The organism is Streptomyces sp. NPDC059649, assembly GCF_042734445.1.
Lineage (GTDB): Bacteria > Actinomycetota > Actinomycetes > Streptomycetales > Streptomycetaceae > Streptomyces.
On the sequence record NZ_JBHWDV010000057.1, the window covers coordinates 1 to 25,596 of the forward strand.

The 25,596-nt window shown below is 72.3% G+C and carries 21 protein-coding genes; 12 read left to right on the plus strand and 9 right to left on the minus strand.

The features are described 5' to 3' along the window. Positions 1–548 precede the first annotated feature (548 nt). The 6 genes from ACFV1J_RS34750 (at position 549) to ACFV1J_RS34775 (ending at position 8,859) form a co-directional block, all read left to right on the plus strand. Positions 549–3,701 (plus strand): alpha-N-acetylglucosaminidase TIM-barrel domain-containing protein, encoded by a 3,153-nt coding sequence (locus ACFV1J_RS34750; protein ID WP_385864990.1) that lies wholly within the window; start codon positions 549–551, stop codon positions 3,699–3,701. A 34-nt stretch (positions 3,702–3,735) separates the two neighbouring features. Then, positions 3,736–3,966, plus strand: a complete 231-nt coding sequence (locus ACFV1J_RS34755; protein ID WP_385864992.1) for a DUF397 domain-containing protein — start codon at positions 3,736–3,738, stop codon at positions 3,964–3,966. A gap of 109 nt (positions 3,967–4,075) precedes the next feature. Then, on the plus strand, positions 4,076–6,049 hold the full coding sequence (locus tag ACFV1J_RS34760) for a hypothetical protein (protein WP_385864994.1): 1,974 nt from the start codon (positions 4,076–4,078) through the stop codon (positions 6,047–6,049). 67 nt (positions 6,050–6,116) lie between these two features. Continuing rightward, complete coding sequence (locus ACFV1J_RS34765; protein WP_385864996.1) at positions 6,117–7,031, plus strand: metal-dependent hydrolase; 915 nt, start codon at positions 6,117–6,119, stop codon at positions 7,029–7,031. Position 7,032: 1 nt separating this feature from the next. Beyond that, positions 7,033–8,127, plus strand: coding sequence for a PDR/VanB family oxidoreductase (locus tag ACFV1J_RS34770; RefSeq protein ID WP_385864998.1), 1,095 nt, complete (start codon positions 7,033–7,035; stop codon positions 8,125–8,127). 36 nt (positions 8,128–8,163) lie between these two features. After that, the gene (locus tag ACFV1J_RS34775; RefSeq protein WP_385865000.1) at positions 8,164–8,859 is read left to right on the plus strand and encodes a TetR/AcrR family transcriptional regulator; all 696 of its coding nucleotides are present in this window, start codon (positions 8,164–8,166) and stop codon (positions 8,857–8,859) included. Between the two features lie 64 nt (positions 8,860–8,923). Here the strand turns inward: ACFV1J_RS34775 and ACFV1J_RS34780 are convergent, their stop codons facing one another. Together ACFV1J_RS34780 and ACFV1J_RS34785 are read right to left on the minus strand one after the other, a co-directional pair. Next, the gene (locus tag ACFV1J_RS34780) at positions 8,924–9,604 is read right to left on the minus strand and encodes a class F sortase (protein ID WP_385865002.1); all 681 of its coding nucleotides are present in this window, start codon (positions 9,602–9,604) and stop codon (positions 8,924–8,926) included. Continuing rightward, the gene (locus ACFV1J_RS34785; RefSeq protein WP_385865004.1) at positions 9,601–10,428 is read right to left on the minus strand and encodes a hypothetical protein; all 828 of its coding nucleotides are present in this window, start codon (positions 10,426–10,428) and stop codon (positions 9,601–9,603) included. The genes ACFV1J_RS34780 and ACFV1J_RS34785 overlap by 4 nt, the downstream gene beginning before the upstream one ends. A 166-nt stretch (positions 10,429–10,594) precedes the next feature. On the opposite strand from ACFV1J_RS34785, the gene ACFV1J_RS34790 reads away from it, so the two are divergent. After that, positions 10,595–11,110: a GNAT family N-acetyltransferase gene (locus ACFV1J_RS34790; RefSeq protein ID WP_385865006.1), complete on the plus strand. Its 516-nt coding sequence runs from the start codon at positions 10,595–10,597 to the stop codon at positions 11,108–11,110. Positions 11,111–11,140: 30 nt separating this feature from the next. Here ACFV1J_RS34790 and pulA read toward each other — a convergent pair whose 3' ends face one another. Continuing rightward, complete coding sequence (gene pulA / locus ACFV1J_RS34795) at positions 11,141–13,840, minus strand: pullulanase-type alpha-1,6-glucosidase (protein ID WP_385865009.1); 2,700 nt, start codon at positions 13,838–13,840, stop codon at positions 11,141–11,143. Between the two features lie 308 nt (positions 13,841–14,148). Between pulA and ACFV1J_RS34800 the strand changes: the two genes are divergently transcribed. Next, positions 14,149–15,015 (plus strand): SAM-dependent methyltransferase, encoded by an 867-nt coding sequence (locus tag ACFV1J_RS34800; RefSeq protein ID WP_385865011.1) that lies wholly within the window; start codon positions 14,149–14,151, stop codon positions 15,013–15,015. A gap of 52 nt (positions 15,016–15,067) precedes the next feature. Here the strand turns inward: ACFV1J_RS34800 and ACFV1J_RS34805 are convergent, their stop codons facing one another. Next, positions 15,068–15,520, minus strand: a complete 453-nt coding sequence (locus tag ACFV1J_RS34805; protein WP_385865013.1) for an ATP-binding protein — start codon at positions 15,518–15,520, stop codon at positions 15,068–15,070. A 153-nt stretch (positions 15,521–15,673) separates the two neighbouring features. Between ACFV1J_RS34805 and ACFV1J_RS34810 the strand changes: the two genes are divergently transcribed. Beyond that, positions 15,674–16,516 carry a Scr1 family TA system antitoxin-like transcriptional regulator gene (locus ACFV1J_RS34810; protein WP_385865015.1) on the plus strand — a complete coding sequence of 281 codons (843 nt, stop codon included), beginning with the start codon at positions 15,674–15,676 and terminating at the stop codon, positions 16,514–16,516. Next, the gene (locus tag ACFV1J_RS34815) at positions 16,513–16,764 is read left to right on the plus strand and encodes a DUF397 domain-containing protein (protein WP_385865017.1); all 252 of its coding nucleotides are present in this window, start codon (positions 16,513–16,515) and stop codon (positions 16,762–16,764) included. Before ACFV1J_RS34810 ends, ACFV1J_RS34815 begins: the two co-directional genes overlap by 4 nt. Positions 16,765–16,781: 17 nt before the next feature. On the opposite strand, the gene ACFV1J_RS34820 is transcribed toward ACFV1J_RS34815, so the two are convergent. From ACFV1J_RS34820 to ACFV1J_RS34840, 5 genes are read right to left on the minus strand one after another with little or no spacing between them, the layout of a single operon-like run. Beyond that, positions 16,782–17,852, minus strand: a complete 1,071-nt coding sequence (locus ACFV1J_RS34820; RefSeq protein WP_385865050.1) for a LacI family DNA-binding transcriptional regulator — start codon at positions 17,850–17,852, stop codon at positions 16,782–16,784. After that, entirely contained in the window at positions 17,837–19,471 is a 1,635-nt protein-coding gene (locus ACFV1J_RS34825) for a glycoside hydrolase family 13 protein (RefSeq protein ID WP_385865019.1), read from the minus strand. Before ACFV1J_RS34825 ends, ACFV1J_RS34820 begins: the two co-directional genes overlap by 16 nt. A gap of 1 nt (position 19,472) precedes the next feature. After that, complete coding sequence (locus tag ACFV1J_RS34830) at positions 19,473–20,309, minus strand: sugar ABC transporter permease (protein ID WP_385865052.1); 837 nt, start codon at positions 20,307–20,309, stop codon at positions 19,473–19,475. A 5-nt stretch (positions 20,310–20,314) separates the two neighbouring features. Further along, positions 20,315–21,193: a carbohydrate ABC transporter permease gene (locus tag ACFV1J_RS34835; RefSeq protein WP_385865054.1), complete on the minus strand. Its 879-nt coding sequence runs from the start codon at positions 21,191–21,193 to the stop codon at positions 20,315–20,317. A gap of 53 nt (positions 21,194–21,246) precedes the next feature. After that, complete coding sequence (locus tag ACFV1J_RS34840; RefSeq protein ID WP_385865021.1) at positions 21,247–22,524, minus strand: extracellular solute-binding protein; 1,278 nt, start codon at positions 22,522–22,524, stop codon at positions 21,247–21,249. A gap of 250 nt (positions 22,525–22,774) precedes the next feature. Here ACFV1J_RS34840 and ACFV1J_RS34845 point away from each other — a divergent pair, with 250 nt between their 5' ends. After that, positions 22,775–24,397: an alpha-amylase family glycosyl hydrolase gene (locus ACFV1J_RS34845; protein ID WP_385865024.1), complete on the plus strand. Its 1,623-nt coding sequence runs from the start codon at positions 22,775–22,777 to the stop codon at positions 24,395–24,397. A gap of 49 nt (positions 24,398–24,446) precedes the next feature. Further along, on the plus strand, positions 24,447–25,496 hold the full coding sequence (locus tag ACFV1J_RS34850; protein WP_310728892.1) for a LacI family DNA-binding transcriptional regulator: 1,050 nt from the start codon (positions 24,447–24,449) through the stop codon (positions 25,494–25,496). The last annotated feature ends 100 nt before the right edge of the window (positions 25,497–25,596 follow it).

Genomic DNA, 25,596 nt, shown 5'->3' on the forward strand with positions numbered 1-25,596 from the left:
GGGGCCTTGTTCGTGGACTGCTTCGCTTTACGTCCACGAACAAGGCCCCTCCGGCCCGTCCCCTCCCGTGAGGGGGGAAGTTGAGGGCGGTGGGGGCGGGCGTCGGAGGTCCCTTAGGGCGGGGCCGAACAGATCCCGTAAGGGATACGGGCACCCCTTGCGGGCCACAACTCGACGGGCCGGGAAGGTATTCCCGACACCGCACGACACAAGACACCGCACGACACGAGACACGGCGCGACGCAAGACACCGCCGAACGACAACGCCCACCCCCACTCACCCCTCCCCCCACCAACGGGAGGGGACAGACCGGAGGACGAAGTCTGTAGGGCTGTCACCGCACCCAAAAACACCACGCCCGCCGCCAGGCGCAACGGCGAACAACCCCGACGGCGGGACAGACGACAACGTACGCGGCGCCGCAAAGCGCGCAACGGCGAGCGAGCCCCACGGCGGGACAGACAGGTACGTACGCGGCGCCGCCAAGCGCAGCGGAACGGCGAGAAGACCCGCGGCGGGACAGCCAGGTACGTGGGAGCATTTGCCCATGGGCCAACCGTCACGGCGTGCGTTGTTGGGGACAGCAGGGGCGATCGGGGCAGGGGCGGTGCTCGGTGGGACCGGGTACGCCGCCACGGAGCGGGTGGGGGCATGGGACACCGGTCCGGCGCGGACCGCGCTGGAGCGGTTGCTGCCGGAGCACGCCGATCAGTTCCGGCTGGTTCCGCTGGCCGCGGGGCGCGCCGACCGGTTCCGGGTCGACGGGACGGCCGGGCGGATCACCGTGGCGGGGACCTCGCCCGCCACGCTGCTGACCGGCGTCCACTGGTACCTCAAGTACACCTGCCGGGCCCATCTGTCCTGGGCCGGTGACCAGGTGGCGCTGCCCGCCAGGTTGCCCGCGCCCCGCTCCCCCTTGGAGCGGAGCAGCACCGTGCCGCATCGGTTCGCGCTGAACGACACCCACGACGGGTACACCGCCCCGTACGCCGACTGGGCGCGCTGGGAGCGGCTGATCGACGTCCTGGCGCTGCACGGCGTCAACGAGGTGCTGGTCACGCCGGGTACCGAGGCCGTCTACCACCGGCTGCTGACCGGGTTCGGGTACTCCGATGCCGAGGCCCGCCGCTGGCTGCCGGCGCCCTCGCACCAGCCGTGGTGGCTGTTGCAGAACATGAGCGGGTACGGGGGGCCGATGAGCCCCGAACTGCTGGCGCGGCGAGCGGAATTGGGGCGGCGGATCACGGGGCGGCTGCGGGAGCTGGGGATGCGGCCGGTGCTGCCCGGGTACTTCGGCACCGTTCCGGACGGTTTCGCGGGCCGTAACGCCGGGGCCCGGACCGTGCCGCAGGGCACCTGGTCGGGGCTGAAGCGGCCCGACTGGCTGGATCCGCGCACCGGGGTCTTCGCCGAGGTCGCCGCCGCCTTCTACCGGGCGCAGGAGCAACTGCTGGGCCCCGCCGGGTACTTCAAGATGGACCTGTTGCACGAGGGCGGCGATCCCGGTGACGTACCGGTGGCGGAGGCGGCGCGGGCCGTCGAGCGGGCGCTGCGTACCGCGCACCCGGACGCCACCTGGGTGATCCTCGGCTGGCAGGACAACCCGCGGCGGGACCTGCTGGACGCCGTCGACCACGACCGGATGCTGATCGTGGACGGGCTGGGCGATCTGGACACGGTCACCGACCGGGAGCGGGACTGGGGCGGGGTGCCGTACGCCTTCGGGTCGATCCCCAACTTCGGCGGGCGCACCACGATCGGCGCGAAGACCCACATCTGGGCGGAGCGCTTTCCGGCCTGGCGGGACAAGCCGGGCAGCCGGCTGGTCGGCACCGCCTATATGCCGGAGGCCGCCGAGCGCGATCCGGCCGCGTTCGAGCTGTTCAGCGAACTGGCCTGGCGGGAACGGCCGGTGGACCGCGCGGCGTGGTTCGAGGACTATGCCGCGTTCCGTTACGGCGACCGTGATCCGCACGCCCGTGCCGCGTTCGCCGCGCTCGGCACCAGCGCGTACGAGATCGCCAGCAAGGACGGCCGGCCGCACGACTCCGTGTTCGCCGCCCGGCCCGATCTGGCCGCCCGTTCCGGGACCACCTATGCCACCCACACCCCGGCCTTCGACCCGGCCGCGTTCGACACCGCGTTCGCGGCGCTGCTCGCGGTCCGGCCCGCGCTGCGCGGCAGTGACGCCTACCGCCACGATCTGACCGATGCCGCCCGGCAGGCGCTGGCCAACCGGTCCTGGCAGCTGATCGGGCAGCTCCAGGACGCCTACCGGCGCAAGGACCGGGCGGCCTTCCGGGCGCTGTCCGGGCTGTGGCTGCGGCTGATGCGGCTGAGCGACGAGATCGCCGGCGCGCACCGGCACTTCCTGCTCGGGCCGTGGCTCGCGGACGCGAAGGCGAGGGCGTCCGGCCCCGAGGAGGAGGCCCAACTGGAGCATTCCGCACGGGCGTTGATCACCACCTGGGCGGACCGGGCCACCGCGGACGGCGGGGCGCTCGCCAACTACGCCAACCGCGACTGGCACGGCCTGATCTCCGAGGTCCACCTCCCGCAGTGGCGGGCGTATCTGGACGAGCTCGCGGATGCGCTGGCCGCGGACCGCCCGCCGAAGACGTTCGACTGGTACGCCCTGGAGGAGCCCTGGACGCGGGCGCGGACGAGCCATCCGCTGCGCCCCACCGCCGATCCGTACCGGACCGCCCGGCGGGTCCACGACGTCCTCGCCACGGCCCCGTACCAGGGCACGCTCACGGTGGCCGCCGATCCGGCCGCGCTGCCTCCGGGCGGTCGCGCCCTGCTGACCGCGGCGCTGCGCAACGAGAACGGCCTGCGGGCCACCGGCCGCGTCGACTTCGCGCTGACCGGGCTGCCGGCCACCGCCGACGGACCGGTCGGCGTGGCGTCCGTGCCTCCCGGCGGCACCGGGCGGGCCCGTTGGCGGATCACCGCCCCGGCCGGTCGGCCGGAAGAGCCGCTCCAGCCCCTCCCCTACCGCCTGACCGCCGCTTACGGCCCCCGGGGTGTCTCGCGGGTCCGGGCCGTCCGGGACGGCCGGCTCTTCGTCGCCGGGCCCCTGGACGCGGACCTGCGGACGGTGACCACGAACGCGGCCGTCTTCGGGCAGCTGGGCGACCGTTTCGCGATCAACGGTTCCGGCGCGGATCTGTGGCGCTCCACCGCGGAGTTCGGTGCGCTGTACCGGCCGGGCGCCCTCGCGGTGGGCGGTGCGATGACGGCCGAGGTGACCAGCCAGGACCCGACCGCGCCCTGGGCCCGGGCCGGTCTGATCGTCCGCAACCGCCTCGCCCCGTCCGGCCCGGACGCGCCGGACGCCGCCCTGGGCTTCCTCAACCTCTCCGTCACCCCGGCCACCGGCGTCGTGCTGTCCTACGACGCCGACGGCGACGGCCGGCTGGACACCTTCCGCCGCCTCACCGGTGTCACCGCGCCCGTCCGGCTGCGGTTGACCCGCGGCCCGGACGCCGGGCGCGCCGGTACGTACACCGGCTCCTGCTCCACCGACGGCGGCGCGACCTGGCGCGAGATCGCCACCGTGACCGTGCCCGGAGCGGCCGGCCGGCAGGACGCCGGGTTGCACCAGTCCGCCGCCAACTCCGGTTCCGGGGACCGCGGAACGGCCGCGTTCCGTCACTGGACGATCACTGGAAGCACGCGCGGCCACCGCGTACGCTGATCCGGAACTGCACCACGAGCGAGGGGATCACGGTATGAGTGCCGCAGCAGAGAAGGAGTGGCTCTACGCCCTCGACATCTCCGGCGCCGTCTGGCAGCGCCCGCCCGGCGATGCCGAGGAAGCGGTGGAGATCGCCTTCCTGGAGCGCGGCGCGGTGGCCATGCGGAACTCCACCGAGCCCGACGTGGTGCTGCGCTACACCGAGGCGGAGTGGCGGGCGTTCGTGCTGGGCGCGAAGGACGGCGAGTTCGACCTGGAGCGCTGAGCGCGGCCCGTCGCCGGGGGCCGGCCGGCGGCCGCCCCCGGGCCCGGTCACCCGTCGGGGCGTCAACGCTCGCCGGTGACCATCACAGGATTCACTCGTTTCACGGAACGTGAAACAGCAGCAGTCCTCCCCCGCGCGTCCGGACCGCACCCCCTCCGGCAGCCTCGCGGACATCGACGAGGTCATCGATGTCGAGCAGGCCGAGGCGGCGCTGGTCGAGCACTACCCCCGGCTGGTCCGGCTGGCCTATCTGGTCCTGCCGCCCGGCCGGAGCCGCGGCCGCCGGGTGCTGGCCGCCCACGGTGTGGTGCAGCGGGCCCTGCCACGCCAGCGCAGCTCCACCCGCGCCCTGGGACTGCCGGGCCAGCGCGCCGGCGCACAAGCGGCGATCGACCCCGGCTACGCCTTCGTCCGGATGCGGGTGCTGCGCGCGGCGCTGGCCGCCGCCCGGTCGCCCCGCCGGCTGCCGGCCCCGCCGCCGCTCCTCCCCCAGGTGTGGGGGCTGCGGCTGTTCCCCCGTTCCGGCGGCGCCGATGAACTCGCCCTGGACCAGACACTGTCGGCGCTGTCCGGGCCCGGCCGGGCCGCGTTCGTACTGCGTGATCTGGAACGGCTGAGCCCGCCCGAGGCGCGCCGGGTGCTGGAGGCGGCGGGGGTGGCCGAGCCGCGGGAGGCGTGGGACGAGGCGGAGCGGGCCGCGACGCCGGCCGGTAGCCGGGACCGGTCGCTGCTGGAGTCGCCGGAGTTCGACCCGTGCGCACTGCAGGCCCGGCCGACGGATCTGATCCGGCGGCGCCAGAACGGGCGGGCGGTGCTGGCGGCGGGGGCCGCGGTCCTGGTGTGCGGGGCGCTGCTGGGGCTGCCGGGCGACGGCTGGGGCCCGGACGGCGCGGCCGCCCCGCCGTACGCGCGCAACGCCGCGTCCGAAGCCGCCCTGGACCCGGGGAAGTTGCTGGTCACCTCGGCCGCGGCCTGGAAGAGCGCGGCCCGTCAGGACTTCGCGGCCTGGCCGGCCCGTGGGGACCGCCGCCACGACAAGGCCCTGCTGCGCCGTGCGCTGGCCGTATGGGCGCGTCCCGGCTCGGGGGTGCAGATGTCGGCGACGACCGGCACCCCGACCGGTCCCGCGGCGGGCCCGCCGCAGTTGCTCTTCGCGGGCGTGGTGGACCACGCGGTGGTGGTGCTCTTCCACGACGGCCTGCGGGTGGTCCGGTACGCCGAGGCGGCGGACGGCGAGGGACAGGGCGAGGGCACCGGTGCGGCGCTGGACTTCGCCCGTACGGACGGTGCCGCGGCCGATACGGCGAGCGCCGTGGTGGTGGGCCGCACCCAGGGCAACGTCCGCTATCTGACCGCCCCGTGGGTGAAGGGGAAGGCCGCACTGGTCGATCTGACCAGGCCGGATGCGGCAGCCCAGCCGGTGCCGGTCGGGGCGGACGGGCTGACCGACCCGGTGCCGGTGCCCCGTCCCGACCAGAAGTGCACGGGCTGGCCGGCGCTGCGGCTCGGCGGCCACCTGCTGACCGACCTCGGCGAGCTGACCCCGGCGCGGCTGACGTACGGCAGGCCGCGCAGGCCGGGTGAGGTGACCGCTCCGGAGGCCAGGACGGCCTGGGCGCGGACGGCCTGTGAGCTCGCCGCGGTCCGCGGTCAGGGCGTGCGCACCGTCAACGCCTGGGAGTTCGCCCGGCAGCCGCTGCCCGGCGGTGCGGGCAGTGCGGTCTGGCTGTGCACCCGCGCGGAGACCTGGCGGGGCGCGGGCAGCCGGACGCTGGCCCAGATCCAGACCCCGCCGCCGAACGGGCAGCCGTACGCCCCCGGGGCGGTGACCGCCCGCGCGGAGGGTGGTACGGCCTGTGGTCCGCGGGCGCCGCAGGCGCTGGCCGGGGTGCTGTGGAAGGCGCCGGCCGGCCAGTGGTGGCTGCTGGCGGCCGGCAGCGACCAGGTCGCGTCGATCACCGCGTCCGGTGCGGTGCGCGGCGAGGCGCCCGGCCGGTTCCTGACGCTGCCGGCGAAGGCGGGCGACAACGCGGAGCTGGCCGGCCGGCTGACCAACGGCAGGAAGATCGACGCGGTGGGCTGACGGAGTCGCGGGATTTTCGCCGCACGAGGGGTATCGACAACTCCTTACCCGCCAGTACATTGACGCCATGTCTAACAAGGCCTCGTTGCGGCCCCAGCCGGTCGCGTCCGAGCACACCCCGCTGAAGGCCCGCAACGTCGCCTTCGACTGGGCGGACACCCCGTTGCACTGGATCCCCGGCGACCCCGCCAGCACCCATACGATCAATGTGCTGCACCTGCTGCTGCCGGCCGGCGAGCGCTGGTTCGTGCACGTCTACAAGCAGGCGCTGCCGTACGTCCGCGACCCCCAACTCCGGGCGGACGTCCTCGGGTTCATCGGCCAGGAGGCGATGCACTCCCAGGCGCACGACGAGGTGCTGCCGCACCTCAAGGCACAAGGCCTGGACCCGACCCCGTACACCGCGCAGGTCGACTGGCTCTTCGAGAAGCTGCTCGGGGACCGTACGCTGCCCCCGGGCCGGGCCCGCCGGTGGTGGCTGCTGGAGCGGGTCGCCCTGATCGCCGCAATCGAGCACTACACCGCCTTCCTGGGCGACTGGGTGCTGGGCGCCGAGGCGCTGGACGCCAGGGGCGCCGATCCGACCATGCTCGACCTGCTGCGCTGGCACGGCGCCGAGGAGGTCGAGCACCGGTCCGTCGCCTACGACCTGTTCGTCCACCTCGACGGCGGCTACCGGCGCCGGGTCCGCACCTGGGCCACGGCCTTCGGCGCGCTGGTCTTCCTGTGGCAGCGCGGCACCCGTTTCTTCATGGCGAACGACCCCACACTGGCCGACGGCCGGGCCACCTTCCGGGAGTTCCTGCGCGGCGGACGCGAAGGCGTACTGCCGACCGCGGGCGCCATGGCCCGCTCCATCCCGCAGTACCTGAGCCGCGGTTACCACCCCTCCCAACACGGCAGCACCGCCCGGGCCGTGGCCTATCTCGCCGGCTCCCCCGCCGCCACCGCGGCCGAGGCCCGTACGTCCGGAGGTGCCTGAGATGCCCCGCATACGGACGGTCGTCGCGGTGGGTGCGGCGGTCCTGGTCACCCGGCGGGCGCTGCGCCGGCGCGTCCAGTCATCGCCACTGTGGCCGCTGCCGGCCCTGGACGAACCGGTCTCCGGCCGCGGCCGGGCCGGTGCGCACGCCGGCGCACGACGGCTGACGGTCGTGGAGCGGGCGACGGAGGCCGAGGGCGTGCTCCGCCTCCGCCTGGAGGGCAGCGATCTGCCCGCCTGGGAACCGGGCGCGCATGTGGACCTCGTACTGCCGTCGGGCGCGGTCCGCCCGTACTCGCTGTGCGGCGATCCCGCGACACCGGATGCGTACACCGTCGCCGTCAGGCTCGTCGAGGACGGCCGGGGCGGCTCGCGCGAGGTCCACGAGCAGCTGCACGAGGGCACGGAGGTGGAGGTCCGCGGCCCCCGCAACCGCTTCCCGCTCGCCGACAGCCACGCCTATGTCTTCATCGCGGGCGGCATCGGCATCACCCCGATCCTGCCGATGGTCCGGCAGGCCGAACGGGAGGGGGTGCCGTGGCGGCTGCTGTACGGCGGGCGGTCCCGGGCCTCGATGCCGTTCCTGGCGGAGGTGGAGAAGCTGGCGGGGGCCGGGGCGGACCGGGTGACGGTGGTCGCCGAGGACGAGGACGGCCGGCCCGACCTGGCCGCGCTGCTCGCCGGCGCACCCCCGCACGCGGCGGTCCACTGCTGCGGCCCGCAGCCCCTGATGGACGCGGTCGCCGCCCTGCTGCCCGACGGGCCGGACGGCCTCACCCTGCACACCGAACGCTTCGCCCCGGCGGCTCCCGCGGCGGCCGGCGAGCAGCTGCCGTGCGAGGTGGAGCTGCGGCGCACCGGCCGTACGGTCACGGTGCCCGCGGACGAAAGCGTCCTGCGGGCGATCCGCGACCAGGCGTTGCCGGACCTCCCGTACTCCTGTGAGCAGGGCTTCTGCGGCACCTGCCAACAGCGGGTGCTGGCCGGCGAGGTGGACCACCGCGACGAGCTGCTGACCGACGCCGAGCGCGACGACTCGTTGCTGATCTGCGTCTCACGGGCGCGGGACGGCGGACGACTGGTCCTCGATCTGTGATTCCGCGCCGCGCCCCGGATCGTTAGGGTGGTCCGCATGACGACCGGGGCGCGGCGCAGGATGGGCGTCGAGGAGCGGCGCGATCAGCTGATCGCGGTCGCCCTCGACCTGTTCAGCCACCGTGCGCCCGAGGACGTGTCGATCGACGAGATCGCCGAGGCGGCCGGGATCTCGCGGCCGCTGGTCTACCACTACTTCCCGGGCAAGCAGCAGCTGTACGAGGCCGCGCTGCGGCGCGCCGCCGAGGAGCTGACCGCCCGCTTCGTGGAACCGCACGAAGGGACGCTCGGCGCCCGCCTGTCGCGCGTCATGGAGCGCTTCTTCGACTTCGTCGACGAGCACGGCCCCGGCTTCTCCGCGCTGATGCGGGGCGGCCCGGCGATCGGCTCGACCCGTACCGGCGCCCTGATCGACGGCGTCCGCCAGGCCGCGTACGAGCAGATCATCGCCCACCTCGGCCTCACCGATCCGCCACCGCGGCTGGAGATGGTGGTGCGCTCGTGGATCTCGCTGGCCGAGACCACCGCCCTCCTCTGGCTGGACGGCCGCCGGGTCCCCCGCGCCGAACTGGAACGCCAGCTCGTCCACGATTTCGCCGCGCTGGCGGCGGTGAGCGCGGCGTACGACGACCGCATGGCCGGGATCGTCCGCCGCATCCTGGCGGACGAGCCGGCGGACGGGATGTTCGCGGATCTGGTGGGCCGCTTGATGGCGCTGCCGCAGCCGGTGTAGGCGGGGAACGGGCGGTTCCGTCGGGTGGCCGCCCCTGGGGCTCGGGGCGGCCGCCGGAGGACGTCTAGGCCTTGCCGGTGAGGCTGGCGAACACCACCACGTTGTCCGGGTAGTAGTGCTTGCTCTGGTCGTAGTCCCCGCCGCAGGTGATCAGGCGAAGGCCCGCGTGGTCGAGGTTCTGGTAGACCTCCACGGTGGGGAACTTGTTCTTCGGGTACTGGGCGACCCGGTCGACGGTGAACTTCGCCGTGCTGCCGTCCTTCCGGGCGACCTCGATGGTGTCCCCGCGCTTCATGGAGGACAGTTTGCGGAACACCGACGGGGTGCCGTTCCAGGTGACGTGGCCGGCGATGACGGCCGGCCCCCGGGCTCCCGGTGTCGGCCCGGGCCGGTACCAGCCCGCCTTGGCCGGATCGCGCGGGGTCTCCATCGTCCCGTCCGGGTGCTGGCCCAGCGTCTCCAGCGTGGACGACACCTTCAGCGCGGGGATGGAGAGCCGTACGGGGTCCGACGCGGGCATGCTCGCGGCGGCGGCGCCCGGTCCGTCCGCCCCGGCGGACGCCTCGTCGTGGGCGGCGTGACCGCCCTGGCCCTGCTGCCCGGCGGGGAGCGGGCGCGACGCCGCGGCGTCCTGTCCTCCGCATCCGGCGAGCAGTACGGCGGCCACCGCCGCGGCGAGCGCACCGCCGAGGGCCCGGCGGCCCCGGCGTCCGATGGGCACGGCGGAACGGGTGGGGGTGCTCATGCGGCGGCCCCGCCGTTCTCGCCGGGTACCGGGGACAGTTGGGCCCGGCGGCGGCGCAGCAGGACCAGGGTGCCGGTCGCCGCCGCGACGGCGGTGCCGCCGGCGCCCAGCAGCGCGAGGGGAGCGCTCGTACCGGCGGGCGGGTCCACGGGCCCGGTGCCGGTCTCGACCCCGCCGATCGGGATGGACCCGACCGCGGCGCCCTGGATCTCACCGCAGTTGGTCGGGGCGGTGGCCTCCTGGGGGAGTTTCGGGTCGAGTTCGCTCTTGCCCGCGCCGTCGAAGTCGTACTTGTTGTTGCCGTTGCGGTCGATGCCGTGCTGCACGATGTGCAGGTCCTTGATGTGGTCGATCACGTCCTGGGAGACGGTGAGCGTGCGCTCGTAGGAGAGCTTGCCCTGGGCGTCCGCCGTCGGCATCCGGTCGACGGCGAGGCCGCTCTTGGCGTCGGTGGAGCCCTGGGTGGTCAGCGAGATGTTGATGTCTCCGTACTGGACCGTGGCTTCGGTGTTGTTGATGACCCCGTCGCCGTTCGTGTCGGCGCTCGGGTCGGGGCAGTGGAAGTCGTGCCCGTCGGTGGAGCCGTGGAGGTGCTGGGCGTGCGGCTGCCCGGGGACGAGCCCCTCGGACTCGATCTTCACGGTGAGCTGGTCGCCCTTGAGGCTGAGCATCGCGACGCCCTTGGAACCGGAGTTGTTCAGCTGTGCCAGGTTGATCTGGTAGGCGCCGTCGGCGGCGGCCGGGGAGGCGGCGGCCAGGGTGAGGGCCAAGGCGGCCGGCAGAGCGGCGAGTGCGGCAAGGCGGCTGGTGCGCGTGGGGATCACGTTCGTTCCTTTCCGACGGCCCTCCGTGGCGGAGGCCCGCATCATCCAGGTGCGAAGCGACACCTCGGTGAGGCATCACCCTCTTATTCGCAGCGGGGGCGCCCCAGGGCGGCTGGTACGGAAAATTTGTCGTCACGGCACAAATCCGCGCGGCACAATTCCGCGCATGGCAGAGGAGATCACTTTCCGGCTCGCGGACGAGGGCGACCTTCCGGTCCTCGTGGGCCTGTACGACGCGGCCGCACGGTGGATGCAGCGGTCCGGCATCGAGCAGTGGAAGCCCGGCGGGAAGAGCGAGGAGCACTTCCGGCTGCGGATGAAGGAGGGCGAGGTCTGGCTCGCGGAGGCCGACGGGCACATAGCGGGCGGCTTCGAGCTGTGGTGGACGGACGAGCCCGCGTGGGGGCCGCAGCCGCCGGAGGCCGGGTATGTGCACCGGCTGATGGTGGACCGGGAGCGGGCGCCGAAGGGGACCGGGCGGGCGATGCTGGCGCATGCGGAGCGGCGGGTCGCGGAGGCCGGGCGCCCCTGGGCGCGGCTGGACTGCCTGTCGTCCAATCCGCGGCTGCGGTCGTACTACGAGGGTGCCGGGTACACGGTCGTCGGGGAGCAGCCGTTCAAGGAGGGTGGCGGCGGAAGTCCGTACGCCGTCACCCTCCTTGAGAAGCGGCTGGGTGGATAGCCGGTCGGTCCGGGGGCCGGCGGCGAGGGCTCAGCGGCTGTGGAAGACCGCCACCGTGTAGGGCGGCACCGTGAAGGTGCCGGTGGCCTCGGTGTACGAGGCGGTGGCGGTGGTGCGGTCCGTGCCGTGGGCCTGGACGGGGTGCAGGGCGTAGGGCCGGCCGGCCAGGGCCGCGACGGTCTGGTGCTGCGGGTGCGGGGTGGCGTTGAAGACGACCACCAGGTGGGCCAGGCGCATGGTGAGCACGCCGGGGGTCTCGTCCTTCCCGGAGAGGGGGAAGGCGAGCTGCGACTGGACCGCGGCGGCGGTGCGCAGGCCGAAGGCCGGTTCCGTGGCGTGGATGCGGAGCAGGTCGCGGTAGGCGGCCGAGGCGCCGTGGACGGTCGGGCAGTCGGGGCGGAGCGCGGGGTCGGCCAGCAGTGGCTTGTCGTAGGGCCACTTGTCCTTGTTGTCGGCGGCCGGCGGCAGCCCGCGGCCGAAGCCGTTGCCGTCGGCGCAGTTCCAGTGGACGGCGTTGAACCAGTCGCCGCTGTTGAAGGAGTTGCGGTCCAGGGACTTGGAGCGCAGGAGGTCCGAGCCGGCCTGGGAGAGCGCGGGGCCTTGCGAAAGGGCCGCGGTGGCGAGTGCAAGAACTTGCAGGCGGGCACGGTCGGTTGGGCTGGTTCCTTGCGGAAGCTTGTACGCAAGGGCGTCGTAAAGGGTTTCGTTGTCATGCGCGTCGGCGTACGCGAGCGCGTCGCCGGGAGCGGCGGCGTACCCGGCCGGTGCGCCGTTGTAGTCGACCTGTGAGCCCTTGACGCGGTGGCCGGCGGTGTCGGTGAAGGTGTAGTCGGCGAGGTTGCCGGTGAGGCCGACCTTGAGGAGGTCCTGGTAGTGCAGCAGCCGGGCCCGCTGGGCGGCCGGATCGCCGTTCGCCGATGAGGAGTTGGGGGCCGTGTAGAGGCCCGAGGCGAAGCCCTGGACGCGGGGGTCGGCGTCGAAGGGGCCGCCGCCGCGCACCGCGTCGCGGGCCCGGTCGCTGAAGGTGGCGATGCCGGTGCCGGCCATGTTCCGCTGGGTGGCCTGGACGAAGCGGGCGTCGTGCGCGGCCTCGCCGAAGTCCCAGCCCTCGCCGTAGAGGACGATCTTCTTGCCGTCCACGCCGTCCCGGGCCGGGGTGAGCGCGTCGAGGGCCTTGCGGACGGCGAGGATGTTGGCCTTCGGGTGGTGTCCCATCAGGTCGAAGCGGAAGCCGTCGACCTTGTACTCCTTGGCCCAGGTGACGACCGAGTCGACGACGAGCTTGCCCATCATGGTGTGTTCGGGTGCGGTGCCCGAGCAGCAGGTGGAGGTGGCGACCGTGCCGTCGTCGAGCAGCCGCTGGTAGTAGCCGGGGACGATGCGGTCGAGGACCGAGTGCGGGTCCTGGCCGGCGGCGGCGGTGTGGTTGTAGACGACGTCCATGACGGTGCGCAGCCCGATGCCGTTGAGGCCCTGCACCATGCGGCGGAACTCCACGGTGCGGGCGGTGCCGTCGGGGTCGGAGGCGTAGGAGCCCTCGGGCACGGTGTAGTGCAGCGGGTCGTAGCCCCAGTTGTACGCGTCGCGGGCGGCGGACCCGGTCACGCACTGCTGCTGGCTCTCGGAGTCCGGCGCGTAGGAGGCGAGGTCGCAGCGGGGGCGGTCCTGGTCGGCGCGCTTTTCGGGGACGGTGGCGCCGTCAAAGGCCGGCAGCAAGTGGACGTAAGAAGTTCCAGCGGCGGCAAGGGATTTCAGATGGCGCATGCCGTCGGAGCGGCGGTCGGTGAAAGCGAGGTACTGGCCGGGGTGACGGGAGGTGCGGTCCTCGACGGAGAAGTCGCGGAGGTGCAGTTCCTGGATGCGGGCCCGGCGCAGCGGCACCGCGGCGGGCTTGCGCAGGTCCGCCCAGCCCTTGGGGGCGAGCCGCGGGTCGTCGAGGTCGACGACCAGGCTGCGGGCGGAGTCGGCGGTCAGGGCGGTGGAGTAGGGGTCGGTGACCTTGTTGGTGACGGTCCTGCCGACCGTGGGCGCCCAGACGGTGACGAGGTAGCGGTAGGGCTTCCCGGCCCAGTCGCGCTGCCCCTGGACGCGCCAGATGCCGCTGCGGTCGTCGCGCCGCATCGGGACCGTACGGCCGTCGAGTTCCAGGGCGACGGTCCGGGCGGTGGGTGCCCATACGGAGAGGGTGGGGCGGCCGTGGTGGAAGACCGGTCCGAGGGCGGCGTGCCGGGCGTGCGGGCCGTAGAGGTCGTCGAGCACCCCGGGTATCTGCACGCCGGTCGTGGCGCTTCGGCCGTCCGCGGTGTGCTGGGTGGCGACCAGGCGTCCGCGCAGCGCCGTACGGGCGAGGCCGCGGTCGCGGGGGTCGACGGTGAAGGCCGGGTAGCCGGACAGGTGCGGGAAGGCGGCCCGTTCGGCGGGGGTGAGCCGACCGGGGGTGAGCCGGAGGCGCCCGCCGGCCGCCCCTGCCCGGCCGGTCCCGAACTCCAGCTGGGCGGTGGTCCGTTCGGCGCCCTTCCAGATCACGGTGTCGCGGTCGATCCACTGCGCCAGGGCCGCTTGCGGGCCGGACGGGGCGGCGTGGGCCGGCTGGGCGGTCGGCGCGGAGAGGAGGCCGGTCGCGCCGAGGGCGAGGACGAGGACGGCGGCCAGGCGCCGGCCGGGCCGGCGTCGGGCGGAGGACCGTGCGGTGGTGGCCCGTGCGGTGGAGGCCCGTGCGGTGGTGGACATGGCTCATGGTTCTATCCGCGACGATCCAGCGTTGCAAGACCTTACGCAAGACATTGCAAGGGTGTTACGTTGCGGGACCAGCCGGTCCGGCCGGCCGGAGGCCCACCCCAACGGGCCCTACGCGCCCGGCCGGTCGGACCGGCCCCATCCCCGAGAAGTGCCGCTGCAGTACCCCGTGCAGTGGCGCTGCAGCATCCCCGAGAAGCAGCGCTGAAGCATCCCCGTGCAATGGCGCTGAAGTGGCGCATTGTCACCCGTACCGCCGCACATACCGCGTCAGTCCTCCGCGAGCGGGGAAGTCACCCCGCATGATCGACGATCCTGGGCACGACACCGCCCGCACACCGGACCACGACGACGCGACCCGCCGCTACTACGAGACCGGCGATGTCGACGCCTTCTATGACGCCGTCTGGGGCGGTGAGGACATCCACGTCGGCATCTACGCCGAGGGCGACGAGCCGATCGCGGAGGCCTCGCACCGTACCGTCGAGCACGCCGCGGACAAGGTCGCCGACCTGCTCGGCCCGCACGCCACCGTGCTCGACCTCGGCTCCGGATTCGGCGGCTCGGCCCGCGCGCTCGCCGCACGCTTCGGCTGCCGGGTGGTGGCCCTCGACCTCAGCGAGGCCCACAACCGCCGCCACCGCGCGGCCAACGCCCAACGCGGCCTGGACGGTCTGATCGAGGTCGTCACCGGCTCCCTCAACGACCTGCCCTACGAGGACCGGCGGTTCGACGTCGTCTGGTCCCTGGAGGTGCTCTGCCACGTGGAGGACCGGGAAGGCGCGCTGGGCGAGGCCGTACGCGTGCTGAGACCGGGCGGCGCCCTGGTCTTCTCGGACATCATGGCGCCCGAGGAGCCCCCGGCGGACGCGGTACGCCCCGCGTTCGCCCGGCTCGGCGTACAGCACCCCGCCACACCCGCCTTCTACCAGGAGCAGCTGGCCCAACTCGGCCTCAAAGGCGCCGACTTCGAGGACCGCACCCCGGACCTCGCCACCCACTACGCCCGCCTCGACGAGGACGTCCACCGGCGCGCGGCCGAACTGCGGGACCGCATCAGCCCGGCCTACGTCGACGACCTCCTGGCCAATCTGCCCCTCTGGACCGACATCACCCGCCGCGGCCTGCTGCGCTGGGGCCTCTTCCACGCCCGGCGCCCCGCCGTCTAAGGCCGCCCGAGCCGCTCCGTTCGGCCCCCGGAGGTCCTCCTCAGGGTCCTCCTCACCTGCCCGGCAGGTCCAGATCCGCCCGGATGATCTTGCCGACCGCGGGCCGGTCGAGGACGGTCCAGCAGGTGGCGAGCGCGGTGACGAGGACCAGCCCCCAGCCGGACTCGGCATCGGGCGCCGGCGGCACGAGGGCGCCGGGGGCCGGCGGGCGCCGCTCCGTACGGGTGTCGGCGACCTCGATGCGGAGGGTGCCCGGCCGGGCCGAGCCGGGCAGTTTCAGCAGCCGCAGTTCGAAGTCCCGTCCGGGCACACGTCCATGGGTCGCCGCGTTCGCGGCGAGCTCCCCGATGATGAGGGCAGCGGTCTCCGACACCTCGCCGCCGTACGGGAAGCCCCAGACGTCGAGTTGCTGGACGGCCAGATAGCGGGCGAGGCGGGCCCCGCGCCGGGTGGCGCTGAAACGCTGCGTGAACATACGTACGGTGCCGGTCGCTTGAGCTTGCATGCGGCCAACCTTGCTGGTCAGCAGGTACGTACACCAGAAACTCAACTCGTACTTCGGGAATTGTACGAGCTGAGTACGTGGACGGGTCGGGTAACGGCCCGTAACCATGGGTGACTTGCGGGGCCAGTACCAGTCACCTCGGGAGTACCCGACATGGAAGACAGCAGCACCGACCACTACGACAGCGGCAAGCCCGAGCCCTCCGGCAGTCTGCGGACCTTCGGCGCGGTCTATCAAGGATTTCGCGAGAACGCGGGTTTTACGCAAGAGGCGCTGGCACCGGCGATCCGGTACTCGGCGCACTACATCGGCTCCGTCGAACAGGGCCGGCGCCTCCCCTCGAAGAAGTTCATCGACCGCTCGGAGGAAGCACTCCACGCGAACGGCGTGCTACGGAAGGCCGCCAGGCGGCTGTCGAAGCAGCCTGGACTCGCACGGTGGTTCCGCGAGTGGGCGGAACTGGAGAAGCAGGCGATCAGCCTCTACACGTACGAATGCCGACTGGTGCCGGGGCTGTTACAGACGGAGGCTTATGCGCGGACGTTGTTCACGGAGCAGGTTCCGTACCTGGACGAAGAGCAGATCGAGGCTCGCTGGGCGGCACGGTCCGAGCGGCAGCGGTTGCTGCGGGAGCGTCCCAACACCGCGTTCAGCTTCATCCTCGAAGAGCATCTGTTCCTGCGCCGCACGGGTGGGGTGGAGATCACCAGGCAACTCATCGACAACGTCCTCGAACTCTCGGAGATCCGGAACGTAGACATCCAGCTCATGCCACTTGTGCGGGAGAAGCACGCTGGCCTGCATGGACCGATGCAACTGCTGGAGACCCCGGACAACGAGCGATTCGGCTACTGCGAGGGGCAGCGCACCGGACTGTTCATCTCCGACCCAAATGAGGTCAGCATCCTCCAAATGCGGTATGCAAAACTGCTTTCGCAGGCCCTGACCCCCAAAGACTCGCGGGGCCTGCTGGAGCAGATGCGAGGAGCGCTATGAACAGCACCCCCGAACTTGCCTGGTTCAAAAGCAGCTACAGCAGCAGCGGCGACGGCGACTGCGTAGAAGTCGCCCTCGCCTGGCGTAAGTCCAGCTACAGCGGCGGTGACGGCGACGACTGTATAGAAATCGCCGCCTGCCCCGCCACCGTCCACATCCGCGACTCCAAGGACAAGAACGGCCCACAGCTCGCGGTGGCGCCGGGGGCCTGGGCCGCGTTCGTTTCGTACACGGCCAAGGAAGCCTGAAGCCTGGCCGCCGAAGGTCACCCCGGCGCCGGCCCCGTTGACCCCCGTACGACCAGTTCCGGCTGGAAGACGAACTCGGTGTGGCGGACGGCGTCGCGTTCGCCGCGGTTGCGGTCGTGGATCTCCTCGATCAGGGCGCCGACGGCCGCGGTCGCCATGGCGTGCACCGGCTGGCGGACGGTGGTCAGGGGCGGGTCGGTGAAGGCGATCAATTGGGAGTCGTCGAAGCCGACGACGGAGAGGTCGCCGGGCACGTCCAGGCCGCGGCGGCGGGCCGCGCGGACGGCCCCCAGGGCCATCAGGTCGCTGCCGCAGACAAGGCCGGTGCAGCCCTGGTCGAGCAGGGCGGCGGCGGCCGCGTCGCCGCCCTCGACGCTGAACAGTGTGTGCTGGACGCGCCGTTCGGCCTGCCCCCTCGACAGGCCGAACGACTCCTCCAGCGCCGCCACGAAGCCCTCGGCCTTGCGGCGGGAGGGGACGTAGCGGACCGGACCGACGGCGAGGCCGATCCGTTCGTGCCCCAGCTCGGCCAGGTGGCGCACCGCCATCCGGGCCGCCGCGCCGTCGTCGGGTGAGACGAACGGCGCGTCGATCGCCGGGTGGTAGCCGTTGATCAGGACGTACGGGACGCCGCGGGCGGTCAGGCGGGCGTAGCGGGACGGATCCGCGCGGGTGTCGGCGTGCAGGCCGGAGAGGAAGACGATGCCGGTGACGCCGCGTTCCTCCAGTTGCTCGACGAGTTCGTCCTCGGTGGCGCCGCCCGGCATCTGGGTGCACAGGACCGGGGTGTAGCCGTGGCCGGCCAGCGCCTGCTCGATGATCTGCGCGAAGGCCGGGAAGATCGGGTTGGTCAGCTCGGGGATGACCAGCCCGACCAGGCCCGCGCTGCGGCGCCGTAAGCGGACCGGCCGCTCGTGGCCGAGGACGTCCAGCGCGGCGAGCACCCGCTGCCGGGTGCCCGCCGCCACGCCCGCCCGGCCGTTCAGGACCCGGCTCACGGTCGCCTCGCTGACCTGCGCCTGCGCGGCGACGTCGGAGAGCCGGGGCGGGTGGTGCGGTGGACCGGACAGGGTCACTCCGTCCACCAGACGGTGGTGTCGGCGGGCAGTTCGACGTCGTCCGGTGCGGTGACGGCGAGCGGGCCTGAGGCGAGCAGGACACGGCCGGGAACGGAGATGCGGACCGGTTCCTCCGTGGTGTTGGCCGTGCAGACCAGGCCGCCGGGGCGACGGAAGGCCAGCACGCCGGCGGGGGCGTCGAGCCACTCGACGGCGTCACCGGCGCCGAGGCCGGGGTGGCTGCGCCGCAGGGAGAGCGCGGTGCGGTAGAGCTCCAGGGTGGAGGACGGGTCACCGGTCTGCGCCTCGACGGTGAGCGGGGCCCAGTCGGCGGGCTGCGGCAGCCAGCTGCCGCCGGTCCCGAAGCCGTACGGGGGTGCGTCGCCGCTCCACGGCAGCGGTACCCGGCAGCCGTCGCGCAACCCGTCCTGGCCGCTGTTGCGGAAGAAGGACGGGTCCTGGCGGACCTCGTCGGGCAGGTCGGTGACCTCGGGCAGGCCCAGTTCCTCGCCCTGGTAGACGTACGCGGAGCCGGGCAGCGCCAGCATCAGCAGGCTGGCGGCACGGGCCCGGGCCGGGCCGCCGCCGAGACGGGTGCGGTGGCGCACCACGTCGTGGTTGGACAGCACCCAGGTCGTCGGGGCGCCGACCGGGCGCATCGCGTCGAGCGAGGAGTCGATCGCCTCGCGCAGCGCCTCCGCGTCCCAACCGGTGTTCAGGTAGTGGAAGTTGAACGCCTGGTGGAGCTCGTCGGGGCGGAGATAGAGCGCGGTGCGTTCGGCGGTGGGGGTCCATGCCTCGGCGACCGCGATCCGCTCGCCCGGGTACTCGTCGAGGACGGTGCGCCAGGAGCGGTAGACGGCGTGCACGCCGTCCTGGTCGAAGAAGGGCAGGGCCTGGTTGCCGAGGAGGGTGAGCTGCTCGGCGTGGCCCATGTCGGGCAGGCCGGGTGCCTTCACCAGTCCGTGCGCGACGTCGACCCGGAAGCCGTCCACGCCGAGGTCCAGCCAGAAGCGCAGGATGGAGCGGAACTCGTCCTGGACGGCGGGGTGGTCCCAGTTGAAGTCGGGCTGTTCGGGGGCGAAGAGGTGGAGGTACCACTCTCCCTCCTCGCCCGCCTTCGGCGAGGAGGGGCCCACCGGAACCCGGGTCCAGGCCGGGCCACCGAAGAGCGACTCCCAGTCGTTGGGCGGGAGTTCGCCGTTCTCGCCGCGGCCCTTGCGGAAGTGGAAGCGGTCCCGGGCCGTGGAGCCGGGCCCCTCGGCCAGTGCGCGGCGGAACCACACGTGCTGGTCGGAACAGTGGTTGGGGACGATGTCGACGATGATGCGCAGGCCCAGGTCATGGGCGTCGCGGATGACCGCCTCGGCATCGGCCAGGGTGCCGAACATCGGGTCGATGGCGCGGTAGTCGGCGACGTCGTACCCGGCGTCGGCCTGCGGTGAGGCGTAGAACGGGCTGAGCCAGACGGCGTCCACGCCCAGGTCCCGCAGATACGGCAGACGCCCGCGGATACCCGCCAGGTCGCCCATACCGTCACCGTTGCCGTCGGCGAAACTGCGCGGGTAAACCTGGTAGATCACCGCGTCCCGCCACCAGTCGGTGGCACGGGTGGCCTGCTCAGGGGTGGCGTTGTGCTGGAGGGTCATCTCATCCCTTGGTGGTGCCGGCGGTGAGGCCGGCGACGAGGTGGCGCTGGGCGAAGGCGAAGACGAGCGCGGCCGGAACGGCGATGATCACGGCGGCGGCGGTCATCGAACCCCAGTCGTTGGTGTACTGGTTGACGAAGGTCTGTAGCCCGCCGGCGAGGGTGAGGTTCTCCTCGCCGGTCATGAAGGCGGAGGCGTAGGCGACCTCGGCCCAGGCGGTGACGAAGGTGTAGAAGCCGGTGACGGCGAGGCCGGGGCGGGCCAGCGGCAGGACGAGCCGCCAGAAGGTGCCGAACGGGTTGAGGCCGTCGACCCGGCCGGATTCGTCGATCTCCACCGGGATGGTGTCGAAGTAGCCCTTCATCATCCAGGCGCAGAACGGGACGGCGATGGTCAGGTAGGTGATGACCAGGCCCGCGGGCTGGTTCAGCAGGCCCAGCGTCGCCATGAGGTTGTAGAGCGGCACGATGAGCACCGCGACCGGGAACATCTGGGTGATCAGCAGCAGCCACATCAGCGGGCGCATGCCGGGGAAGCGGAAGCGGCTGACGGCGTAGCCGGTGGTGGCGGCGACGAAGACGCCGATGACAGTGGTCAGCCCGACGATCACCACGGAGTTCTTGAACCAGGTGAGGAACTCCGTGTCGGCCAGTACGTGGGTGTAGTTGGCGAAGGTGAAGTGGCTGACGAGGCTGGTGGAGAAGGCGTCGTTCTTCGGTTTGAAGGACGTCACCAGCAGCCAGAGGGGCGGGAAGACGGCGATCACGGCGGCGAGGGCCAGGCCGGTGTGCAGGCCGGCGGACGCCAGGCGGGAACGTTCGCCTCGTTTGCGGGTCATGGTGGTCACCACACCTCTCCCTGCTTGCGCAGCGCCCGGCGGTAGACGACCGCGACGGCGGAGAGCAGGAGCAGGATCAGGACGCCCCAGGCCGCGGACTCGGAGAAGTTGCGCGGGCTGTCGACGAAGGAGAGCCGGTAGGCGTAGGTCACCAGGATCTCGGTGGCGTCGCCGGGGCCGCCCCGGGTCAGCAGGAAGATCACCGGGAACATGTTGAAGGTCCAGATGGTGGAGAGCAGGATCACGGTGCTGCTGACGGCGCGCAGTCCGGGCACGGTGATGTTCCGGAACCGCTGCCAGGCGCTCGCGCCGTCCATCTCCGCGGCCTCGTACAGCTCGGCGGGGATGGAGGTCAGGCCGCCGAGCAGCGCGACGAGCATGAAGGGCACGCCGAGCCAGACGTTGACGGCGACGACCGAGAGCTTGGCCCAGGTGGGGTCGTTGAGCCAGGGCACGGCGTCGATACCGCCGCCGGCCAGCAGCTTGTTGAGGATGCCGCTCTTCTCGTTGTAGAGCATCCGCCAGGTGAAGACGGAGATGAACGCGGGGATGGCCCAGGGCAGGATCAGCGCGAGGCGGTAGAAGGTGCGGCCCCGCAGCTTCCGGTTGAGCATGGTGGCCAGCGTCAGGCCGAGCAGGAAGGTGAGGCCGACGCAGGCGACGGTCCATACGACGGTCCAGCCGAGGCGGTCCCAGAAGACGCCGTCGGAGAGCACCGCCTTGTAGTTGTCCAGGCCGGTGAACTTGTAGGTGGCGGGGATGTGGTTGACGCCGATGTTGCGCTCGACGTTGGCCTCGTTGGCGTCGGTGAGCGAGAGGAAGACGCCGCGGACCAGCGGATAGCCGATGATCACCCCGATGACGAGTACCACCGGGGCGACCATCGTCCATGCGTACCAGTGGGTGCCGAAGGCCCGGCGCACCCGTACAGCAACGGTCACTTGTAGTCCTTGAGCAGCTTCCGGTAGGCGTCGCCGGTCGCCTTGGCGGCCTGCTCGGGCGAGGCCGCGCCGGTGAGCACCTTGTTCATCTGGACCTTGATCGGCTCGAAGAGGGAGTTGCCCTCGGCGATCCAGGGGCGCTGGACGGCACCGTCGACGGCGGGCTTGAAGAACGTGACCATCTCGTTCTTCTTGACGGCCGGGACGTCGTAGACGGACTTGCGGGTGGGCAGCAGGCTGAGCTGCTCGGTGGTCTGCTGCTGGACCTTGGCGGAGCTCATGTACTTGACGAAGGCGTAGGCGGCGCGGAGGTTCTTGCTGCCGGCGTATACGGAGAGGTTCCAGCCGCCCTGCGGGGAGCCCTGGGCGGCGCTGCCGGCCGGGACGGGGGCGACGCCGAGGTTCTTCTTGTCCTTGAAGGCCTTGCCGGCGCGGGCGCCCTCGATGTCCCAGGGGCCGTCGATCGCCATCGCGACGGTGCCGTCCTTGAGGGCCTTGAGCTGGTTCTCCTGGCCGTCGGTGGCGTCGGTGATGGCGGCCTTGGAGTCGACCAGGCTCTTGATGGTCTTGAAGGCCTTGACGCCGGCGCCGTCGTCGATCTGGACGATCTTGTCGCGGGCGTCGACCATGTTGCCGCCCTCGCCGTAGAGGTAGGGCAGGAACCAGTAGGGGTCGTCACCGCGGAGGTAGAGGGCGGTGGCGCCGGTCTTGGCCTTGATCTTCTTGGCGGCGGTGGTCAGTTCGGCGAAGGACTTGGGGACCTCGACGCCGGCGTCCTTGAGGAGCTTCTTGTTGTAGAAGAGGCCCAGGGTGTCGATGACCTGGGGTGCGGCGTAGGTCTTGCCCTTGAACTTGGTGGAGCCGACGGCCTGCGGGAGGTAGTCGTCGGTCTTGTCGAGGGCGGGGGTGCCGTCGAGGGGGGCGAGGTAGCCGAGGTTGGCGAAGTCGGCGGTCCAGGCGACCTCGGTGCGCATCACGTCGGGGGCACCGGAGTTGCCGCCGGCCGCGTTCTTGAACTTGGCGTTGGCGTCGCCGAAGGGGACGTTCACATAGGTGACGTGGACCTTGGGGTGTTCCTTCTGGAAACCTTCGGCAAGCTTGCGGTAGGTCGCCTTCTCGGCGTCGTTGGAGGTGTCCCAGAAGGTCACGGTTCCCGACAGTTCGCCTCCGCTGTCCGTGTTTCCTCCGCCGTCACCCCCGCCGCAGGCCGTCGCTGCCAGTGCCAGGCCCGCTACCAGCGCGGTGGCGACCGCGCCCCGTATGCCACGCCGCATGTGAACTCCTTAGGGGAAATGCCTCAGATGGCGGTCAGGAACGTAACAGCGCTGCAAACAAACCGAAAGACCTTGCGGCAAATTGCTGCAAGACCACTGGAAGGGATTGCAACGGGATGTCCGGAAAGAGACCCTGGAGAGGCCTGCGGCACCGTCACCCGGCGACCGCCCGAGCGTTGACCCCGTGAAGGCAGGACCCCTGCCTCGCGGCCCCGCCTCTCATGACTCTTGACCTCGACAGGGACGGCAGATGACCCAGGAGCTCACTTCCCCCAGCCCCGCCCCCCAGATGCCCGGACCGGGCCGAGGAACGGGGTGGTGGCGCGACGCCGTCATCTACCAGATCTATGTGCGCTCCTTCGCCGACAGCGACGGCGACGGCATCGGCGATCTGCGCGGGGCCCGCGAACGGCTGCCGCACCTCAAGGACCTCGGCGTGGACGCCGTCTGGCTCACGCCGTTCTACGCCTCACCGCAGGCCGACGGGGGCTACGACGTCGCCGACTACCGCGCCGTCGACCCGCTCTTCGGCACCCTCCAGGACGCCGACGACCTGATCCGCGCCGCCCACGACCTGGGCCTGCGGGTGATCGTCGACGTCGTCCCCAACCACACCTCGGACCGGCACCCGTGGTTCCGCGACCCCGAGCTCGCCCGGCAGCGGTACGTCTTCCGCCCCGGCCGCGGCGAGCACGGCGAACTCCCGCCCAACGACTGGGAGTCGGTCTTCGGCGGCCCGGCCTGGACCCGTACCGACCGCGGTGACTGGTATCTGCACCTCTTCGCCCCGGAACAGCCCGATCTGGACTGGGACAACCCGGAAGTACACGCCGAATTCGAGGCAATCCTGCGCTTCTGGCTCGACCTCGGCGTGGACGGCTTCCGGGTCGACGTCGCACACGGCATGGTCAAGGCGCCCGGCCTGCCCGACATCGGACACGGCCAGCAGGCCAAGCTGATCGGCAACCAGGTCCTGCCCTTCTTCGACCAGGACGGCGTGCACACCATCCACCGCGCCTGGCGCCGGCTGCTGGACGGATACGGCGCGGACCACGGCAAGCAGGTGATCGGCGTCGCCGAGGCCTGGGCCCCCACCCCCGAACGGCTGGCGCTCTACGTCCGCCCCGACGAACTCCACCAGGCCTTCAACTTCCAGTTCCTGAACACCCCTTGGCGGGCCGACGCGCTGCGCCGGGTCATCGACGCCTCGCTCGCCGCCACCACGTCGGTCGGCGCCCCCACGACCTGGGTGCTCTCCAACCACGACGTGGTCCGGCACACCACCCGCCTCGGCGGCGGCCTCGCCCGGGCCCGCGCCGCCACCCTGCTGATGCTGGCCCTGCCCGGCTCCGCGTACCTCTACCAGGGCGAGGAACTGGGCCTGCCCGAGGTCACCGACCTGCCCGACGAGGCACGCCAGGACCCGGCGTTCTTCCGCGGCCACGCCTTCGGGACGAGCGGCCAGGACGGCTTCCGGGACGGCTGCCGGGTCCCGCTCCCCTGGTCCGGCGAGGCCCCGCCGTACGGCTTCGGGCCGGGCGGCAGCTGGCTGCCGCAGCCCGCCGACTGGCGCGCCCTGACCGTCGCCGCCCAGACCGGCGACCCGTCGTCCACCCTGGAGCTCTACCGCACCGCGCTCTCCCTGCGGCGCGAGCTGCCGGGACTGGGCGACGGGGAGATGCGCTGGCAGGACGCCCCCGACGGGGTGCTCGCCATCGCCCGCCCCGGCATGCTGTGCACCGTGAACACCCTCGGTCACGAGATCGGGATCCCGCTCCCCGGCTCTCCTCTGCTGTCCAGCGCCCCGGTGGCCGTCAACGGCACGACGGCCGCACTGCCCGGGGACAGCTGCACCTGGTGGGCAACCCGGTGACCGCTACACCTGGTGGGCAATCCGACAGCCGGACGGTAAGGTCCCATCCATGACCGCCCGGCTGGCAGACATCGCAGCGCAGGCGGGTGTCAGCGAGGCCACCGTCAGCCGGGTTCTCAACGGGAAGCCCGGTGTCTCCGCCACCACCCGCCAGTCCGTGCTGGCCGCCCTCGACGTGCTGGGCTACGAACGCCCGGTACGGCTGCGGCAGCGCAGCGCGGGCCTGGTCGGGCTGATCACACCCGAGCTGGAGAACCCGATCTTCCCGGCGTTCGCCCAGGTCATCGGGCAGGCACTGACCCGCCAGGGCTACACCCCGGTGCTCGCGACGCAGACCCCGGGCGGCTCGACGGAGGACGAGCTGACCGAGATGCTGGTCGACCGCGGGGTGGCCGGCATCATCTTCGTCTCCGGGCTGCACGCCGACACCTCCGCCGACATGCAGCGCTACGAGCAGCTGCGCGGCCAGGGCGTGCCGTTCGTCCTGATCAACGGCTTCTCCGACAAGGTCCAGGCACCGTTCGTCTCCCCCGACGACCGGGCCGCGGTGGACCTGGCCGTCACCCACCTCGCCGCGCTGGGCCACCGGCGGATCGGGCTGGCACTCGGCCCCAAGCGCTTCGTACCCGTCCAGCGCAAGATCGAGGGCTTCGTCCGCGCCATGCAGGAGCGACTGCAGATCGGCCCGGCCGAGGCGGAGCCGTACATCCAGCACTCCCTCTACACCCTGGAGGGCGGGCAGGCCGCGGCGAGCGCGCTGATCGAGCGGGGCGCGACCGCGATCGTCTGCGCCAGCGACATGATGGCGCTCGGCGCGATCCGGGCGGCCCGGCAACGCGGGCTGGACGTCCCGCGCGACATCTCCGTCGTCGGCTTCGACGACTCCCCGCTGATCGCCTTCACCGACCCGCCGCTGACCACCATCCGGCAGCCGGTCACGGCGATGGGGCAGGCGGCCGTACGGGCCCTGCTGGAGGAGGTCGGCGGCACCCCGGCGCCGCACAGCGAGTTCGTCTTCCACCCCGAGCTGGTGGTCCGCGGCTCGACCGCATCCGTCCCGAAGACGGCCCGCATCCCCAAGCCACTGCGCGCCACCTGACGGACCGTCTCGTGGCCCGCCGGACGGACCCTCTCGGGGTCTTCCTGAGGGACCGTCTCATGGCCCGCCGGAGCGGCCTTCTGAGGGACGTCCCAGGGTC

Excerpts from the sequence above, each read along its gene's own strand:
- ACFV1J_RS34750 (WP_385864990.1), top strand. The coding sequence starts at position 549 with ATGGGCCAACCGTCACGGCGTGCGTTGTTGGGGACAGCAGGGGCGATC.
- ACFV1J_RS34755 (WP_385864992.1), top strand. The coding sequence starts at position 3,736 with ATGAGTGCCGCAGCAGAGAAGGAGTGGCTCTACGCCCTCGACATCTCC.
- ACFV1J_RS34765 (WP_385864996.1), top strand. The coding sequence starts at position 6,117 with ATGTCTAACAAGGCCTCGTTGCGGCCCCAGCCGGTCGCGTCCGAGCAC.
- ACFV1J_RS34770 (WP_385864998.1), top strand. The coding sequence starts at position 7,033 with ATGCCCCGCATACGGACGGTCGTCGCGGTGGGTGCGGCGGTCCTGGTC.
- ACFV1J_RS34775 (WP_385865000.1), top strand. The coding sequence starts at position 8,164 with ATGACGACCGGGGCGCGGCGCAGGATGGGCGTCGAGGAGCGGCGCGAT.
- ACFV1J_RS34780 (WP_385865002.1), bottom strand. The coding sequence starts at position 9,604 with ATGAGCACCCCCACCCGTTCCGCCGTGCCCATCGGACGCCGGGGCCGC.
- ACFV1J_RS34790 (WP_385865006.1), top strand. The coding sequence starts at position 10,595 with ATGGCAGAGGAGATCACTTTCCGGCTCGCGGACGAGGGCGACCTTCCG.
- pulA (WP_385865009.1), bottom strand. The coding sequence starts at position 13,840 with ATGTCCACCACCGCACGGGCCTCCACCGCACGGGCCACCACCGCACGG.
- ACFV1J_RS34800 (WP_385865011.1), top strand. The coding sequence starts at position 14,149 with ATGATCGACGATCCTGGGCACGACACCGCCCGCACACCGGACCACGAC.
- ACFV1J_RS34805 (WP_385865013.1), bottom strand. The coding sequence starts at position 15,520 with ATGCAAGCTCAAGCGACCGGCACCGTACGTATGTTCACGCAGCGTTTC.
- ACFV1J_RS34810 (WP_385865015.1), top strand. The coding sequence starts at position 15,674 with ATGGAAGACAGCAGCACCGACCACTACGACAGCGGCAAGCCCGAGCCC.
- ACFV1J_RS34815 (WP_385865017.1), top strand. The coding sequence starts at position 16,513 with ATGAACAGCACCCCCGAACTTGCCTGGTTCAAAAGCAGCTACAGCAGC.
- ACFV1J_RS34825 (WP_385865019.1), bottom strand. The coding sequence starts at position 19,471 with ATGACCCTCCAGCACAACGCCACCCCTGAGCAGGCCACCCGTGCCACC.
- ACFV1J_RS34830 (WP_385865052.1), bottom strand. The coding sequence starts at position 20,309 with ATGACCCGCAAACGAGGCGAACGTTCCCGCCTGGCGTCCGCCGGCCTG.
- ACFV1J_RS34835 (WP_385865054.1), bottom strand. The coding sequence starts at position 21,193 with ATGGTCGCCCCGGTGGTACTCGTCATCGGGGTGATCATCGGCTATCCG.
- ACFV1J_RS34840 (WP_385865021.1), bottom strand. The coding sequence starts at position 22,524 with ATGCGGCGTGGCATACGGGGCGCGGTCGCCACCGCGCTGGTAGCGGGC.
- ACFV1J_RS34845 (WP_385865024.1), top strand. The coding sequence starts at position 22,775 with ATGACCCAGGAGCTCACTTCCCCCAGCCCCGCCCCCCAGATGCCCGGA.
- ACFV1J_RS34850 (WP_310728892.1), top strand. The coding sequence starts at position 24,447 with ATGACCGCCCGGCTGGCAGACATCGCAGCGCAGGCGGGTGTCAGCGAG.